This is a genomic window from Mesorhizobium sp. M0678 (assembly GCF_040320505.1).
Classification (GTDB): Bacteria; Pseudomonadota; Alphaproteobacteria; order Rhizobiales; family Rhizobiaceae; genus Mesorhizobium.
The window spans coordinates 29809-44726 of sequence record NZ_JAMYPT010000008.1 but is presented as its reverse complement, the minus strand read 5'-3'; the positions used below and the strand labels follow the sequence as shown (position 1 = coordinate 44726).

The window sequence follows — 14918 nt, the reverse complement described above, 5'->3', positions numbered from 1 at the left end:
ATGACCCACTGCATTCTGATCCTCGGCGGAACCACCGAAGCCCGGCAAATGGCCGGAAAGCTGGCCGCGCGCCCGGATATTTCGGTCATACTGTCGCTGGCCGGCCGCACCGAAAACCCGGCCGCGCAGGGGGTGCCGGTGCGGGTCGGCGGCTTCGGCGGTGCCGGCGGGCTGGCGGCGTATCTCCGCCAGAACAAGATCGACCTGCTGATCGACGCCACGCATCCCTATGCGGCGCGAATCTCCGCCAATGCGGCGGAAGCAGCGCGCATGACCGGCGTGCCTATCGTTACGCTCAGGCGTCCCGGATGGGAGGCGGTCGAAGGTGATCGCTGGATGTTGGTCGACACCGTTGCCAGCGCGGTGACGGCTTTGGGATCGGTGCCGCGCCGCGTATTCCTGGCGCTCGGGCGACAGGAGGTCGCTGCCTTCAAGGCCGCTCCCCAGCATCATTATCTCATCCGCAGTGTCGACCCGGTCGAGCCCAGGCTCGCTGTGCCCGACGCGACCTATCTCTTGGCGCGCGGGCCGTTTCGGGAAGTCGACGAACATGCCCTGCTTCTGCAACACCACATCGAAGTCGTTGTTTCCAAAAACAGCGGCGGCGAGGCAACCTACGGCAAGATCGCGGCCGCGCGAGCGCTGGGAATCGAGGTGGTGATGATCCGCAGGCCGGCGCTGCCGGACGTCACGTCGGCTGAGACCGTCGAATCTCTTGCCGCGATGGTCGATCATTTTCTGGTCGGTCATGTTCTTGGGCCAGCTGCCGAACGCGGCGTGTAGACCAGCGCGGCCTTGTCACCCCGCTTGATGATCCTGGTTTCCGGCGAGCCGATGATGATGCAGGTCGCCATGTCGGCCTTCGCGGCATCGGCGTCCGCCAGCAGAAAAACCTCGATGCGCTCGTCGGGACGGCCGGCGGCACGGCCGAAGATCACCGGCGTGGTGCCGGGCAGGATCGCAGCAAGGCATTCGAAGGCGCGGCCTAGCTGCCATGGGCGCGCCTTACTGATCGGGTTGTAGAGCGCGATGACGAAGCCGGCGCCCGCTGCCGCCAGCAGGCGTAGCTCGATCAGGTCCCACGGCTTCAGATTGTCGGACAGCGATATGGCGCAGAAATCGTGGCCGAGCGGCGCGCCGATGCGGGCGGCGACGGCGAGCATGGCGGTGATACCGGGCACGATGGCGATGTCGACCGCGCGCCATTCGGGTGGGCCCGCCTCTATCGCCTCGCAGACGGCCGCGGCCATGGCGAAGACGCCGGGATCGCCGCCCGACACGACGGCGACATCGTGGCCTTCCGCAGCCTTCAGCAGCGCGTCCTTGGCGCGCGCGAGTTCCTCGCGATTGTCGGAAGCGACGCGAATCTGGTCGGGGCGCAGATCGAGCCGGTCAAGATAAGGCTTGTAGCCATAGAAGAATTTTGCCTCGGCAACGGCGCGGCTTGCCTCCGGCGTCACCTGGTCGGCGTCGCCGGGCCCGAGGCCGATGACGGTGAGGCGGCCGCTCATGCTTCGGCTCTCAATGCGTTTGGCCGGCCCGACCAGCCGGCCACCAGCACGATGGCGAAATAAGGCGCCTGGCCATCCTTTTTGTCGGCAAGCCGCATCGAGACACCGCCCGGCATGGTGCCGCGCTCGACATAGATGGCCCGCGCCAGCTTGTCGGTTGCCTCCAGCGCGCGCTTGATCTTGGGCAGGTTGCGGCCGACCTTCATGATCACGGCGGCGTCGGTGTCGGCGAGGCGGCGCATCAGCTCGAATTCGCTCATGGTGCCGGGCAATACGGTCAGTACGTCGTCGCCCTGGACGATCGGCAGGCCGGTCGCCGACCAGCAGCCGGACATGGCGGTGATGCCGGGAATGACTTCGGTCGGGAAGCGGTGCGCCAGCCGGACATGGAGATGCATGTAGGAGCCGTAGAAAAGCGGGTCGCCTTCCGAAAGCACAGCGACCATCCTGCCGGCGCTGAGGTGCGCGGCGACCTTTTCGGCCGATTCCTCGTAGAAATCGGTGATCTGCGAGCGGTAATCGCTGTGATCCTTGTCGATTTCGGTCGTCACCGGATAGAGCAGCGGCAGTTCAATCAAATCGGAGCGAAAATGGGTTTCGACGATGGCCCGGGCGTTGCTGTTGTTGCCGCGCTTAGCGAAATGCGCGACGACATCGGCCTCGGCCAGCGCGCGCACTGCCTTCAGCGTCAAGAGTTCCGGGTCGCCGGGTCCGGTGCCGACGCCGACAAGCCTGCCTTTTGCAATCGCATTCATAGGCCCGGCCTCGCCAATGCATTGAGGGCGGCGGCGGTCATGGCGCTGCCGCCCAGCCGGCCGCGCACGATGGCGTAAGGCACGCCATAGGAATTTTCGGCCAGCGCATCCTTCGATTCAGCGGCGCCGACAAACCCGACCGGCATGCCGATGATCGCCGCCGGCTTCGGGGCGCCGTCGCGCAGCTTCTCCAGCAGATAGAAAAGGGCTGTCGGCGCATTGCCGATGGCGACGACCGAACCGGCCATGCGCTCGCCCCACAGGTCGATCGCCGCGGCCGAGCGGGTGTTGCCGATCTTTTTCGCGATGTCGGCGGTCCGCGGATCGCGCAGCGTACAGATCACCTCGTTGCCGGCCGGAAGCCGGGCGCGCGTGACGCCATGCGAGACCATCTGCGCGTCGCAGAAGATCGGCGCGCCGGCCCCCAGCGCCGTGCGCGCAGCGGCGACGAAATCGCTCGAGAAAACGAAGTGCCTGCAAGCATCGACCTGGCCGCAGGCGTGGATCATGCGGATAGCGATTTCGGCCTCGGCTTCGGAAAAGCGCGACAGGTCGGCCTCGGCGCGGATAATGGCGAAGGAGCGCTCGTAGATCGCCGTGCCGTCATGGATGTAGTCGTAGGCGTTCTGGGCGGGCATGCTCATTCCTGTCGGTAGATTTCGGTGATGCCGGCCGCGCCGAGCCTTGCCAGGCAGGCGGCAGCGGTTTCGCCGGAATGTCGTGCGCTGCGGATCATCGCTGCAACGCGGCCGATGCCGTGCGCGGCGTCGTAGCCCGGCCTGTATCCGGCGGGCAATGCCTTTGCCGTCCCGTCCACGACAAGTCCGGCTCCGTTTTCGCCACCGACCAGGGTCAGCGCCGCCGGACCGGGATGGGCGCAACCCTTGGCGCAGCCGGAGATGTGCAGCGTCAGCGAGGAATCGAGGATATCGCGGTCTTCCACGGCGATGGTCTCGGCGATGTTGCGTGTCGCGATGCGGCCCGAGGCACAGGCGGAAGCACCCGGGCAGGCGGCGATCCTGGTGCGCGGATCGGCTGCGTCGGTGACGAAGCCGAGGGTTGCGGCGGTTTTCTGGAGTGAAAGACATGCGGCTGGGGAGAGGCCAAGCAAAAGCAGCGTGCGACCCGGCGCCAGACGGATTTCGGTGGTGCCGAGGATGAGGGCGTATTGGGTGAGATCGATAAGTTTTTGCGCTGGTATGCTGCCGAACGGCAGGCCGATGCCGAGGGAGGTACTGCCGGCTGCCAGATCGAAAACTCCGATGGGCCGGCGATCCTTCGCGCCCCCCTCTGTCCTGCCGGACATCTCCCCCTCTAGGGGGGAGATTGCGCCTTCGTCTCCGATTTCGCCAATCGCCGAAGGTGCTGGGGGGAAGCCGCCGGCGAAGCTGCCGATCTCCCCCCTTGTGGGGGAGATGTCCGGCAGGACAGAGGGGGGCGCGACGGATCGCCAACTTGCGAGAGATCTCAGCTGCCTCGCCGTCAAATCCCGCGCATGGGCATCGCGGCCCTTTTCGGCAACCATCCTGAGAATGGCGACGGCGATGTCACAAGCCGCATCTTCCTCGGACATCGCCAGCGGCGTGGCACCCTGCGCATCTCCGGCGAGCGATACCCGCCACTTAATTCCGTCGGCGGCCCGCACCCCGACCAGCCTGACATCGGCCGTAACCGCATCCATTGTCAGCTGCCCGCCGCCGTCAACAATCACCGACACCTTCGGGCCAAGCCGTTGCGTAACACCGGCGTCCTCAATTGCCGCCCGAATCCGCTGCGCCATTGGGCGCGGGTCGGCTATCTCCTCCTGGTCGAGCCCGGCCAGCGGGCCGGTCTCGACCGGCACGCCGGTGCGCACCGCGATGCCGAGCGCATCGACCTCCATCGCCAGCAGCCGCGCGCTTGCCGACGTCAGGCCGCGGATCTGCAGGCTGCCGCGGGCGGTCACTTCCATGATACCGTTGCCATGGCGCAAGGCAGATTCGCAGAGTCCGATCAACGATTTCGGCAACAGTCCTCCAGCGACCGGATTGAGCCGCACCAGCAGCCCGTCGCCGGTCTGCATCGGCGCGGACAAGGCAGGGCAGGCGCCACGGCGCGAGAAAGCGTTCATGCCGCCACTCCCAGAGCTTGCGCTTCGGCAATCAGTGCGGCGAGATCGTCATCGATCGAATTGCGCAGCGGATGCCAGAGCCCGCGCCGCCGTGCCGACAGCAAACGCTCGGCAATCACCTTCGCCGCCGCCGGGTTCTCGCGCAGTATGAAGGCGCGCACCACGGGGTCGCCAAGATAGGCGTCGTGCACCGCCTCGATCAGCGTGCCCGATATGGCATGGGTAGTCTCAGCAAAGCCGACAAGCCGGTCGACCGTCTCGGCGAATTCCGAGGCGCCGCGCGGGCCATGACGCATCTGGCCGGCGATGAAGCGCGGATTGACGGCGCGTGCCCGCACGACGCGCGACACGGCCTCACTGATCGAGCGCGGCTTCGGTCTTTGCGGGTCCGTGGTGTCGAGCACGATCACGTCGGCGTTTTTGCCGAGCGCGGCAAGTGCTGCCGAAAAGCCGCCGATGAAGGCGACGTCGGCCGAGCCTTCGAGGATGTCGCGGCCGGGGTCGTCGCCGGTATGAACCAGAAGATCGGCCTCGGCGAGGCGATCCTCGAACGCGCCGGGCGCCGAAATGCCTTTGCCCTCGGAGCCGCCATAGGCGTGCGAGGTGGCGGCGAGATAGGTGCGGCCGATCTCTTCGCGCGCGGCCCAGTCGCCGCTCGACAACAAGTCCTCGACGCCCGCGCCGTAAGTGCCCGGCGAGGTGCCGAAAATGCGCGGGCTGATCTTGCCGTCGATGCGGGTCCTAGCGGCGAGCGGGTTTTCCGAATCATCCTCGTCGCGGGTCGCCACCGCGTTGGCCGCGGCGTCGATCAGCGCGATCTGGGTCGGGAACATGTCGCGGAACAGGCCCGATATGCGCCAGGTGACATCGATGCGCGGACGGCCGAGTGTTGCCGGCGGCAGCACATCTATGCCGGTGATGCGGCCGGTGGCGGAATCCCATTGCGGCCGGCAGCCCATCAGCGCCAGGCCTTGCGCGATCTCCTCACCGCCGGTGCGCAGCGAGGCCGAGCCCCACAGGTCGATGACCAGCGAGCGCGGCCAGTCGCCATGCGATTGCATGTAGCTGCGGACCACTTCTTCCGCTGCCACCTTGCCCAGATCATAGGCGGTCGGCGTCGGCATGGTGCGCGGGTCGGCGGTAAACAAATTGCGGCCGGTGGGCAGCACATCGCTCCGGCCACGCGCCGGCGCACCGGCCGGACCGGCAGCGACGTGGCGGCCATCGAGGGCGGCAAGCAGCGCGGTTTTTTCAGCTGCCGCACTTTGCCGCCGTACCGGATCAGCCTCGCCTTCCGGCGAGCGGCCGTAAATGTGCAGGCCGTCCTTGATGGCGAAATCCTTGAGATCGCAGAGCCAGGCGTCGATGCGGCGCAAGGCCTCGTCGGCTGCGTCGGTCCTGGCGACGCCTGCCTCTGAGGCGAGGCCGGTCTTTTCCGCCGTCTCGACGATCAGCTTCGCCAGGCGGTCGCGGCGGCGGCGGTCGAGCCCGTCGGCCTGGGCATATTCGTCAACCAGTCGTTCAAGCCTGTGCTGGTTTTCGTCCAGCCCGGCGCCGGTCAGCGGCGGCGGCAGATGGCCGAGCGTGACGGCGGCAATGCGCCGCTTGGCCTGCGCTGCCTCTCCCGGGTTGGAGACGATGAAGGGATAGATGACGGGCAGGGGACCGGTGACTATCTCGGGAAAGCAGTTTTCGCTGAGCGCCACGGTCTTGCCGGGCAGCCACTCCAGCGTGCCATGGGCGCCGACATGGACAATTGCATGGATGCCGAGCGACTTGCGCAGCCAGAGGCCAAAGGCGACCAGCGCATGGCGCGGCGGCAGCGTCGGGTCGTGATAGTCGGCGCGGCGGTCGGCTGAGCGCCCGCGGTCAGGTGCGAGTGCCACGGTGACGTTGCCGAAGGTGGCTGCGCGGAAGGCGAATTTTGCGGCGGCAGGCGCTTGAACACCCCCCTCTGTCCTGCCGGACATCTCCCCCTCAAGGGGGGAGATTGCGCTGTTGTCTCTGCTTTCGCCAATTACCGAGGGCCTTAAGGGAGAGCCGGTGGCGGAACTGCCAATCTCCCCCCTTGAGGGGGAGATGTCCGGCAGGACAGAGGGGGGTGCCTCGCACAAACTTGTCTCATCTGCCGCATTCCCCCATGCGGCCGTCACGGCAGCTATCGCTTCAGCAGGCAATTCCGCCGAGTACCCGAGATAGTCCTCAAACCCCAACCCTTCACCTCCACGCTCCAGCACCTCTAGCAACTCGCGCGGCGTTTGCGGAATCCTTTCAACGGCGTAGCCCTGTTCGCTCAGGTCGTGCAGCATTGCCAGCACGCTGGACGGCACGTCGAGACCAATCGCGTAGCCGGTGCGACCGGGGGCGCTCGGATAGTCGGGGATCAGGATGGCGAGCTTGCGCTCCGCACGCGGCGTCCGCTGCAGGCGCACGAAGGCCTCGACTCGGTTCGCCACTTGCGCCACGCGGTCGGACTCAGGCCGGTTGGCGAAGGCGCGGAAGGCCAGCGCCGGGTCGGTTTCGCTTTCGCCCTTGAATGAAATGGCGCCGGCCAGGATGCGGCCGTCGAGCTCGGGCAGGACGACATGCATGGCAAGGTCGGCGGGCGCCAGGCCGCGCTGATTGGTTTGCCAGATGTCGCGGCGGGTGGTCGCGACGATGACCTGGAAGACCGGCACGCCGGCGCGGTCGAACAGGGTTTCGACACCGGGCTCGGCACCCGAGGCGAAAGCTGTGGCGGTGATGGTGGCGGCAGGCTTCAGGGTTGCGAGCGCGGTTTCGACAAAGGCGAGCGACGCCGGGTCCTTGAGGCTGGAGACGAACATAGGCACGGGAGCCATGCCGCGGTGGCGCAGGGCTTCGAAAAGCGCGTCGATGGGCGCGACATCGGCCGCGAGCAGCATCGAACGGTAGAAGAGAATTGGCACGGCGTCCCCCTCCCCCTCGAGGGGAGGGTGGCCCGCAGGGCCGGGTGGGGTCGTCACGGCAGTGCGCGACGTTTTGTATAGGCGCGCTTCGGAGAGGACCCCACCCCCGGCCTGCGGCCGGACCTTCCCCTCGAGGGGGAGGGGGACGCCGCGTTCTACGACCCCTAGTCCCGGCTCGTAAAATCCCGCCTTTGGCACGCTAACAGGTTCGGCTACCGCCGCACCCGATCCAGCGAGACTTGCCAGCCTCTGCACCAGCGCCGTCATATTTGCCGGCCCGCCCTCGCGGAAATAGCCAAGCAGGGCGTCCAACTCCTCGCGCGGCAGCGTCGAGCCTTCGATCAGCCGCAAATCCTCGTCGTGGCTCTCGCCCGGTAGGAGCGCCAGCTTGATACCGCGATTTCGCGCGATAACGGCGAGCTGGTCGCAGCCATAGCGCCACCAGTCATAGCCGCCGAGGATGCGGACCAGAATGACCTTGGCGTGGCGGGCGACGCTGTCGATCCACAGGTCGACGGACATCGGATGGCGCAGGTCGCGCAAGGCGGCGAGCCGCATCGACGGCAGGCGATGCGCGTCCGCCTTCCATGCCGCCGCCAGCCCGGCCAGGTCGCTGTCGGTGAAGGACAGCGCCACGACATCCGCAGGCGTTTGCCTGAGATCGACAGGCTCGGCGAGATCGTCGAGCGAGGCGGATGTGGTGGTGAGGATGTGCATCGCGCTTCGTGCTTTGTCAGCCGGCGAGGATACGTTCGATGGCCGGGCGGTTCAGCCCTTTCAGGCCGATGACGACGAGGCGCGAGCGGCGGTCGTCTTCAGCGGTCCAGGCGCGGTCGTAATAGTGGTTGACGCGCGGACCGACGGCCTGCAGCAGGAGCCGCATCGGCTTGCCGCCGACTTCGACGAAACCCTTGACGCGCAACACGTTTTCTTCCTCCGCCGCCGTGGCGACCCGTTGTGCGAGCTCGTCCGGGTTGGACACAGACGCGATGTCGATGACGAACGAGTCAAAATCGTCATGTTCGTGGTCGAGCTCGTCGTCGTGGTGGGTCTTGCGGTTCTCGATGTCGTCCTCGACGGCGAGGCCGAGGCCGAGCAGCACCGACGGGTCGACCTTGCCTTGCGAAGTCGGTACGATCTTCACCGCCCGCGCAACGTGCTTGCCGATGACGGCATTGGCACGGGCCGAGCCGGCTGCGTCCATCAGGTCGCTCTTCGACAGGATGATCAGGTCGGCGCAGGCGAGCTGGTCTTCGAACACTTCCTCGACCGGATCGTCATGGTCGAGCGTCTCGTCCTGCGCGCGCTGGGCCTGCAGGGCGTCCATGTCGTTGGCTACGCGGCCATCAGCCAGCGCCGGTCCGTCGACCACGGCAATGACGCCGTCCACCGTCACGCGGCTTTTCACCGACGGCCACTGGAAGGCCTGGACCAGCGGCTTGGGTAAAGCGAGGCCGGATGTCTCGATCAGGATGTGGTCGACCCTCGGCGTCAGCGACAGGATCTGGTCCAGCGCGGGGACGAAATCGTCGGCGACGGTGCAGCAGATGCAGCCATTGGCCAGTTCGACGATGTTTTCCTCGGGGCAAGTTTCAATGCCGCAGCCCTTGAGAATCTCGCCGTCGATGCCGATATCGCCGAACTCGTTGACGATGATGGCCAGCCGCTTGCCTTTGGCATTTTCGAGCAGATGGCGGATCAGCGTCGTCTTGCCGGCGCCGAGAAAGCCGGTGACGACGGTGCAGGGCACGCGGGAGACGGAAGCGGTCATATCTGATCCTTCAAAAGGTCGAGGGGTGGGATGCGGGCAACGAGGCCACGCTTCAGGCAATCGGGGCGGCCGCGCCATGGAATGAGACCGTCCGTCGCGGTGGCGAAGAGCTTTGCCCCAGCGACGAGATCGGCGCCGCTGGTCGTGGTCAGGTCGCCGAAGACGTAGCTCCAGCAGCCGTCGCGCAGCATGGCGGCGCTGAGCCGGCGCTTGCAGTTGCCGAGGCATTCGACGGTGCGGATATTGATGTTTTCGCCGGAAGCGGCGCGGCGCGTGTCCTCTGCGAGCAGTTCGCCGGCGCGCGGATGAGCGTCCGAACCGGTCTCGTCACGGCAGGACGAGCAGACGATGACGGTAACGCCGGCCGGGGAATCACCATGGCCGGACAATAAATCCGCTGTCTCAGCCGGAAAACTGCTGTCGCGTTCCAAATCAGGCTCCTTGCCCGGAAAACCCGCCAGGCGATCGGATTCTTATGTCCTAGACGGCAGGTCTCCTGGCTCGCGGGTCATCGCCTGGGTGCCGCCTTCCCGGGAACATCCCAGTGGTTTTCGGCCGAGGCTCGTCGCTTACAGTTGCGGGGACAGCCGCGGATTTGAAATCGAGATTTCGCACCGCATTCCCTCTTGGCCCTTGCCGTTGCGGGCAGGGGACCGTCTGGAACGGATTTAGGCTTGTGGGGGTAGTCGTGTCAACGCACGTCTATGACGCGGCGATATCCGCGAGCGGCCGGCCGAGGTCGCCGGCAGCCGTCACCTCGATGCGCTCAAGCCCGAGCCAGCCCTGCATCTGCTTCAATTCCTCGAAAAGGGCGGCTGCAGTTTGCGGCGGGGCGCCGGGCTCCGCATAGGCGGCATGGACGCGCAAGACGCCGGCCGGGCGGTCGGCCCTGAGGTCGACACGCCCGACGATGCTGTCGCCGAGCAGGAACGGCAGCACGTAATAGCCATACCGGCGCTTTTCGGCCGGCGTGTAGATCTCGATGCGGTAGTGGAAGTCGAACAACCGCTCGGTGCGCGACCGCTCGAAGACGACAGGATCGAACGGCGCGAGCAACGCGCGCGCCTCGATCTTGCGCGGCAAACGGGCGTCCTTGTGGAGATAGGCTGTTTTGTTCCAGCCTTCGACGCTCACCGGCAACAGGTCGCCGGCCTCGACCAACTCCTCGATGCGGCCCTTGATGTCGGCGGGCGAGAGGCGGAAATAATCGCGCAGGTCGCTTGCCGTGGCGACGCCATGGGCGCGGGCGGAGATGCGCAGCAATTCGCGGTGAGCGTCTTCGGGGGAGGGCGTTGGCAGACTCAGTATTGTTGGCGGCAGCACGCGCTCCGGCAGATCGTAGAACCGCTCGAAGCCGCGGCGATGCGCAGTGGTGATGCGGCCGGCCCAGAACAGCCACTCGAAGGCATGCTTGGCATGGCTCCAGCCCCACCAGCCGCCCGAACCCTTCTGCCCTTCGAAAGCCGACGCCGCGATCGGGCCTCGTTCGGCGACCTCGCGATAGATGTCTTCGATATAGGCGGCGTGCTCGCGGCCCCATTTGGCCAGCCCGCTGTACATTTCGTCGCCGCGCTCGGCCCGCTGCATGCGCCAGCGCATCAGCGGATAGGTCTCGACCGGCAAGAACGAGGCTTCATGCGCCCAATATTCGAAGACCATGCGCTTGCGCGTTACGGCGGCGTTGTCGAGCAACGCCAGCTTGTAGGGGCCAAGCCGCGAATAAAGCGGCATATAATGGGCGCGCACCACGGCGCTGACGGAATCGATCTGCAGCAGGCCGGTACGGGCAAGCACGCGGGCCAGATGCCGGCGGTCGGGTGTACCGGTGGGTCGCGGGTCATTGAATCCCTGTGCCGCCAGCGCGATGCGACGGGCCATGGCAAGCGAGATTTTTTCCTTCATGAAGGCGGCATCCGGACGATTTTGGACAGAGAAAATGACCTGCGATTCCGTGCCATGCTAGCAGGGTTTTGGCGGCATCCATGTCAGGAGAGAAAAGTGGAGTAAAAAGTGAAGGAAATCAAACAGGAGCGGATCGGACCAGTTTTCCCGGATATGCCGTCCAGCACCGCGATTTGAACAAGGTTTGACTTGCTTCGCCGAAAGCGCTGCGCTAACCCTCGCCGCGTTGCAGCATAGAGCCCCCTTAAAACGGTTCAGTGGTTAAACTGTCACGCTTCCGCAAGTGGGTCCGGTGCTGTAATCAGAGTGGATTGGCCGCAACGGAAAGCTGCAGAATGAACGCATTGTTGAGTTCGTACCTGCCCATCGTCCTGTTCATCGGCGTGGCGCTGGTCGTCGGACTGGCGCTGCTCGCCGCACCCTTCCTGGTGGCCTATCGCAACCCCGATCCGGAAAAGCTTTCCGCCTATGAGTGCGGCTTCAACTCGTTCGACGACGCCCGCATGAAGTTCGATATCCGCTTCTACCTGGTGTCGATCCTGTTCATCATCTTCGATCTGGAGGTGGCCTTCCTGTTTCCTTGGGCGGTGTCGTTCAGTCAGATCGGCATGCTCGGTTTCTGGTCGATGATGGTGTTTTTGGCGGTGCTGACCATCGGCTTTGCCTATGAATGGAAAAAAGGAGCGCTGGAATGGGATTGAACGACAGTTCCGGTACGCTCGTCGCGCCGAAGCCCAAGGGCCTCATCGACCCCAACACCGGCAGGCCGGTCGGGTCCGACGATCCATTCTTCCTGGAGATCAACAACGAGCTCGCCGACAAGGGCTTTCTCGTCACCTCGACCGAGGCGCTGATCACCTGGGCGCGCAGCGGCTCGCTGATGTTCATGACGTTTGGCCTCGCCTGCTGCGCCGTCGAGATGATCCATACGTCGATGCCGCGCTATGACTCGGAGAGGTTCGGTGTCGCGCCGCGCGCGTCCCCGCGCCAGTCGGACATCATGATCGTCGCCGGCACGCTGACCAACAAGATGGCGCCGGCGCTGCGCAAGGTCTACGATCAGATGCCGGAGCCGCGCTACGTCATCTCGATGGGCTCCTGCGCCAATGGCGGCGGCTATTATCATTATTCCTATTCTGTGGTGCGCGGCTGCGACCGCATCGTGCCGGTCGACATCTACGTGCCCGGCTGTCCGCCGAGCGCCGAAGCACTGCTCTACGGCATCCTTCTGCTGCAGAAGAAGATCCGCCGCACCGGCACGATAGAGCGGTGAGCGGCATGACCCAGGCGTTGAACGACCTCTCGACCTATCTCGGCGAGAAGCTGATCGGCCGGATCGGCGTGGCGGTGCTCGCCTATGGCGAACTCACCATCTCGGTCGAGCCGCGCGACCTGATCGAGGTGGTCACCTTCCTGCGCGACGATCCGAAATGCCAGTTCATCTCGATCATCGACGTTTGCGGCGCCGATTATCCGTCGCGGGCAAAGCGCTTCGACGTGGTCTATCATTTGCTGTCGCCGAGACAGAATATCCGCGTCCGCATCAAGGTCCAGGCCGACGAAGAGACGCTCGTGCCGTCGATCACCGGGATTTATCCCGGCGCCGACTGGTTCGAGCGCGAGACCTACGATCTCTACGGCGTGCTGTTTTCAGGCCATCCGGATCTGCGGCGGATTCTGACCGATTACGGCTTTGAAGGCCATCCGCTGCGCAAGGACTTTCCGCTGACCGGCTTCGTCGAGGTGCGTTACGACGACGAAGCCAAGCGCGTCATCTACGAGCCGGTCGAGCTCAAACAGGAATTCCGCAATTTCGATTTTCTCAGCCCTTGGGAGGGGACGGATTACGTCCTTCCAGGCGACGAGAAGGCAAAGCAGTGAGTGGTGAATTGTGAATAGTGAATGGAAAAGCGGGATGGAACGTCCGGGAAAATCAACGACTATCGAGATCTGAACGTATGGAAGGATTCGATGGTATTGGCTGCGGACATCTATCTCGCGACGAAAGCATTCCCGCGAGAGGAAATGTTCGGCATGACATCCCAGATGCGGCGCGCGGCATCGTCGATACCGGCAAATATCGCCGAGGGTTTCGGCCGCGGTCAGCGCAAGCCCTTCGTTCAGTTCCTTCGTATTGCGCAAGGTTCGTTGAAGGAACTGGAAACCCATACGCTTCTTTCGATGAGCGTGGGACTGTTGGACGAGAAGAGTGCAGGGCTGTTGTCGGTCAGGTTCGAGAAGTTGGGAAGATGATGCGTTCGTTCATTCGATCGCTGGAGGTCGATTCAGGCCAATGACTATTCACCATTCACCATTCACCATTCACGTGGCGCGCGAGCAACACGCTCATGGCTGAAACCTCCGTTCGCAACTTCAACATCAATTTTGGCCCGCAACATCCAGCGGCGCACGGCGTTTTGCGTCTGGTGCTGGAGCTTGACGGCGAAGTCGTCGATCGCGTCGATCCGCATATCGGGCTGTTGCACCGCGGCACCGAAAAGCTGATCGAGGCCAAGACTTATCTGCAGGCCGTGCCCTATCTCGACCGGCTCGATTATTGCGCGCCGATGAACCAGGAGCACGCCTTTGCGCTCGCCGCCGAGCGGCTGCTCGGCATCGAGGTGCCGAAGCGGGGCCAGTTGATCCGAGTTCTCTATTCGGAAATCGGCCGCATCATGTCGCACATCCTCAATGTGACGACGCAGGCGATGGATGTCGGTGCGCTGACGCCGCCGCTGTGGGGCTTCGTCGAGCGCGAAAAGCTGATGGTGTTCTATGAGCGTGCCAGCGGCTCGCGCATGCATGCCGCCTATTTCCGCCCCGGCGGCGTCCACCAGGACCTGCCGCAGAAGCTGGTCGAGGACATCGGCAGCTGGATCGACCCGTTCCTGAAATCGGTCGACGACCTCGACTCACTCTTGACCGGCAACCGTATCTTCAAGCAGCGCAATGTCGACATCGCGACGGTGTCTCTGGCCGACGCCTGGGCCTGGGGTTTTTCGGGCGTCATGGTGCGCGGCTCGGGTGCACCCTGGGACCTGCGCAAATCGCAGCCCTATGAATGTTACGCCGAGATGGATTTCGACATTCCGATCGGCAAGAACGGTGACTGTTTCGACCGCTATCTGGTGCGCATGGAAGAGATGCGCCAGTCGGCCAAGATCATGCGCCAATGCGTCGACCTGTTGCTCGGTAAGGAGGGCAGCGGGCCGGTGTCCAACCTCGACGGCAAGGTGGTGCCGCCGAAGCGCGCGGCGATGAAGCGCTCGATGGAAGCGCTGATCCATCACTTCAAGCTCTACACCGAAGGCTACCGCGTGCCGGCCGGCGAGGTCTATGCCGCCGTCGAGGCACCGAAGGGCGAGTTCGGCGTCTATCTGGTCTCCGACGGCACCAACAAGCCCTATCGCTGCAAGCTGCGCGCGCCCGGCTTCGCGCATCTCCAGGCCATGGACTTTTTGTGTCGCGGCCACATGTTGGCCGACGTCACCGCCGTGTTAGGTTCACTCGACATCGTGTTTGGTGAGGTCGATCGGTGATGATGGGAATGGCTCGACCGTCAAAGGCGTTTCTGGCCGCGGCATGCCTTGCGGCTTCCGCTGAAGTGTCGCTTGCTGGGTCCGGTGAGGGTCCCTCGTCAACCGATCTTCTCAAAGAGGGGTTCAAGCTTATTGCAGAAGGCGATCTGCTTACAGTCCGTGGCTTGAGCACCCAGACCCCAGCAATGGATGAGGGCATTCTTGTCCATGGCCGGCCGTCGACATCGTCCAACTGCGCGGTTCATGACAACCTCGTAGCGTCATTGATCCCCGAAGAATATCGTTGCAAGCCAATAGCTTGGGTGTATAGCCGCTATGACGGATACATCCGCCTGAAGCGTGGAAATGAAGAGTTCGTATGCGTTTTGGGGCGATCCGAGGATTGCTATCGTGCCTATGGCTC

At 64.6% G+C, this 14918-nt stretch carries 14 protein-coding genes and 1 riboswitch; of the genes, 6 read left to right on the top strand and 8 right to left on the bottom strand.

What is annotated here, in order from left to right; all coding sequences use genetic code 11:
• The gene (locus tag NKI29_RS16390) at window positions 1-783 is read left to right on the top strand and encodes a cobalt-precorrin-6A reductase (RefSeq protein ID WP_352570394.1); all 783 of its coding nucleotides are present in this window, start codon (window positions 1-3) and stop codon (window positions 781-783) included.
• Here the strand turns inward: NKI29_RS16390 and NKI29_RS16385 are convergent.
• From NKI29_RS16385 to NKI29_RS16350, 8 genes are all read right to left on the bottom strand, one after another.
• Window positions 747-1511 carry a precorrin-3B C(17)-methyltransferase gene (locus NKI29_RS16385; protein ID WP_352570393.1) on the bottom strand — a complete coding sequence of 255 codons (765 nt, stop codon included), beginning with the start codon at window positions 1509-1511 and terminating at the stop codon, window positions 747-749. The two genes, NKI29_RS16390 and NKI29_RS16385, sit on opposite strands and share 37 nt — an antisense overlap.
• A complete protein-coding gene (locus NKI29_RS16380) occupies window positions 1508-2266 on the bottom strand; it encodes a precorrin-2 C(20)-methyltransferase (RefSeq protein ID WP_352570392.1) in 759 nt (252 codons plus the stop codon). Before NKI29_RS16380 ends, NKI29_RS16385 begins: the two co-directional genes overlap by 4 nt.
• On the bottom strand, window positions 2263-2910 hold the full coding sequence (locus NKI29_RS16375; protein ID WP_502896706.1) for a precorrin-8X methylmutase: 648 nt from the start codon (window positions 2908-2910) through the stop codon (window positions 2263-2265). Before NKI29_RS16375 ends, NKI29_RS16380 begins: the two co-directional genes overlap by 4 nt.
• On the bottom strand, window positions 2907-4376 hold the full coding sequence (gene cobG / locus NKI29_RS16370) for a precorrin-3B synthase (protein ID WP_352570390.1): 1470 nt from the start codon (window positions 4374-4376) through the stop codon (window positions 2907-2909). The genes NKI29_RS16375 and cobG overlap by 4 nt, the downstream gene beginning before the upstream one ends.
• Complete coding sequence (locus NKI29_RS16365; RefSeq protein ID WP_352796704.1) at window positions 4373-8020, bottom strand: cobaltochelatase subunit CobN; 3648 nt, start codon at window positions 8018-8020, stop codon at window positions 4373-4375. Before NKI29_RS16365 ends, cobG begins: the two co-directional genes overlap by 4 nt.
• Window positions 8021-8036: 16 nt before the next feature.
• Window positions 8037-9074, bottom strand: a complete 1038-nt coding sequence (gene cobW / locus NKI29_RS16360; RefSeq protein WP_352796702.1) for a cobalamin biosynthesis protein CobW — start codon at window positions 9072-9074, stop codon at window positions 8037-8039.
• Window positions 9071-9505, bottom strand: coding sequence for a DUF1636 family protein (locus tag NKI29_RS16355; protein ID WP_352589687.1), 435 nt, complete (start codon window positions 9503-9505; stop codon window positions 9071-9073). The genes cobW and NKI29_RS16355 overlap by 4 nt, the downstream gene beginning before the upstream one ends.
• 38 nt (window positions 9506-9543) lie before the next feature.
• Window positions 9544-9747, bottom strand: a riboswitch (cobalamin riboswitch).
• Window positions 9748-9776: 29 nt separating this feature from the next.
• Window positions 9777-10976 carry a winged helix-turn-helix domain-containing protein gene (locus tag NKI29_RS16350; RefSeq protein ID WP_352796699.1) on the bottom strand — a complete coding sequence of 400 codons (1200 nt, stop codon included), beginning with the start codon at window positions 10974-10976 and terminating at the stop codon, window positions 9777-9779.
• 335 nt (window positions 10977-11311) lie between these two features.
• Here NKI29_RS16350 and NKI29_RS16345 point away from each other — a divergent pair, with 335 nt between their 5' ends.
• From NKI29_RS16345 to NKI29_RS16325, 5 genes are all read left to right on the top strand, one after another.
• On the top strand, window positions 11312-11677 hold the full coding sequence (locus tag NKI29_RS16345) for an NADH-quinone oxidoreductase subunit A (RefSeq protein ID WP_023798850.1): 366 nt from the start codon (window positions 11312-11314) through the stop codon (window positions 11675-11677).
• A complete protein-coding gene (locus tag NKI29_RS16340) occupies window positions 11668-12249 on the top strand; it encodes a NuoB/complex I 20 kDa subunit family protein (RefSeq protein WP_023670824.1) in 582 nt (193 codons plus the stop codon). The genes NKI29_RS16345 and NKI29_RS16340 overlap by 10 nt, the downstream gene beginning before the upstream one ends.
• 5 nt (window positions 12250-12254) lie before the next feature.
• Window positions 12255-12857 (top strand): NADH-quinone oxidoreductase subunit C, encoded by a 603-nt coding sequence (locus tag NKI29_RS16335; RefSeq protein ID WP_023676630.1) that lies wholly within the window; start codon window positions 12255-12257, stop codon window positions 12855-12857.
• A 21-nt stretch (window positions 12858-12878) separates the two neighbouring features.
• The gene (locus NKI29_RS16330) at window positions 12879-13229 is read left to right on the top strand and encodes a four helix bundle protein (protein WP_352699367.1); all 351 of its coding nucleotides are present in this window, start codon (window positions 12879-12881) and stop codon (window positions 13227-13229) included.
• Between the two features lie 95 nt (window positions 13230-13324).
• A complete protein-coding gene (locus NKI29_RS16325; RefSeq protein WP_352699369.1) occupies window positions 13325-14515 on the top strand; it encodes an NADH-quinone oxidoreductase subunit D in 1191 nt (396 codons plus the stop codon).
• The last annotated feature ends 403 nt before the right edge of the window (window positions 14516-14918 follow it).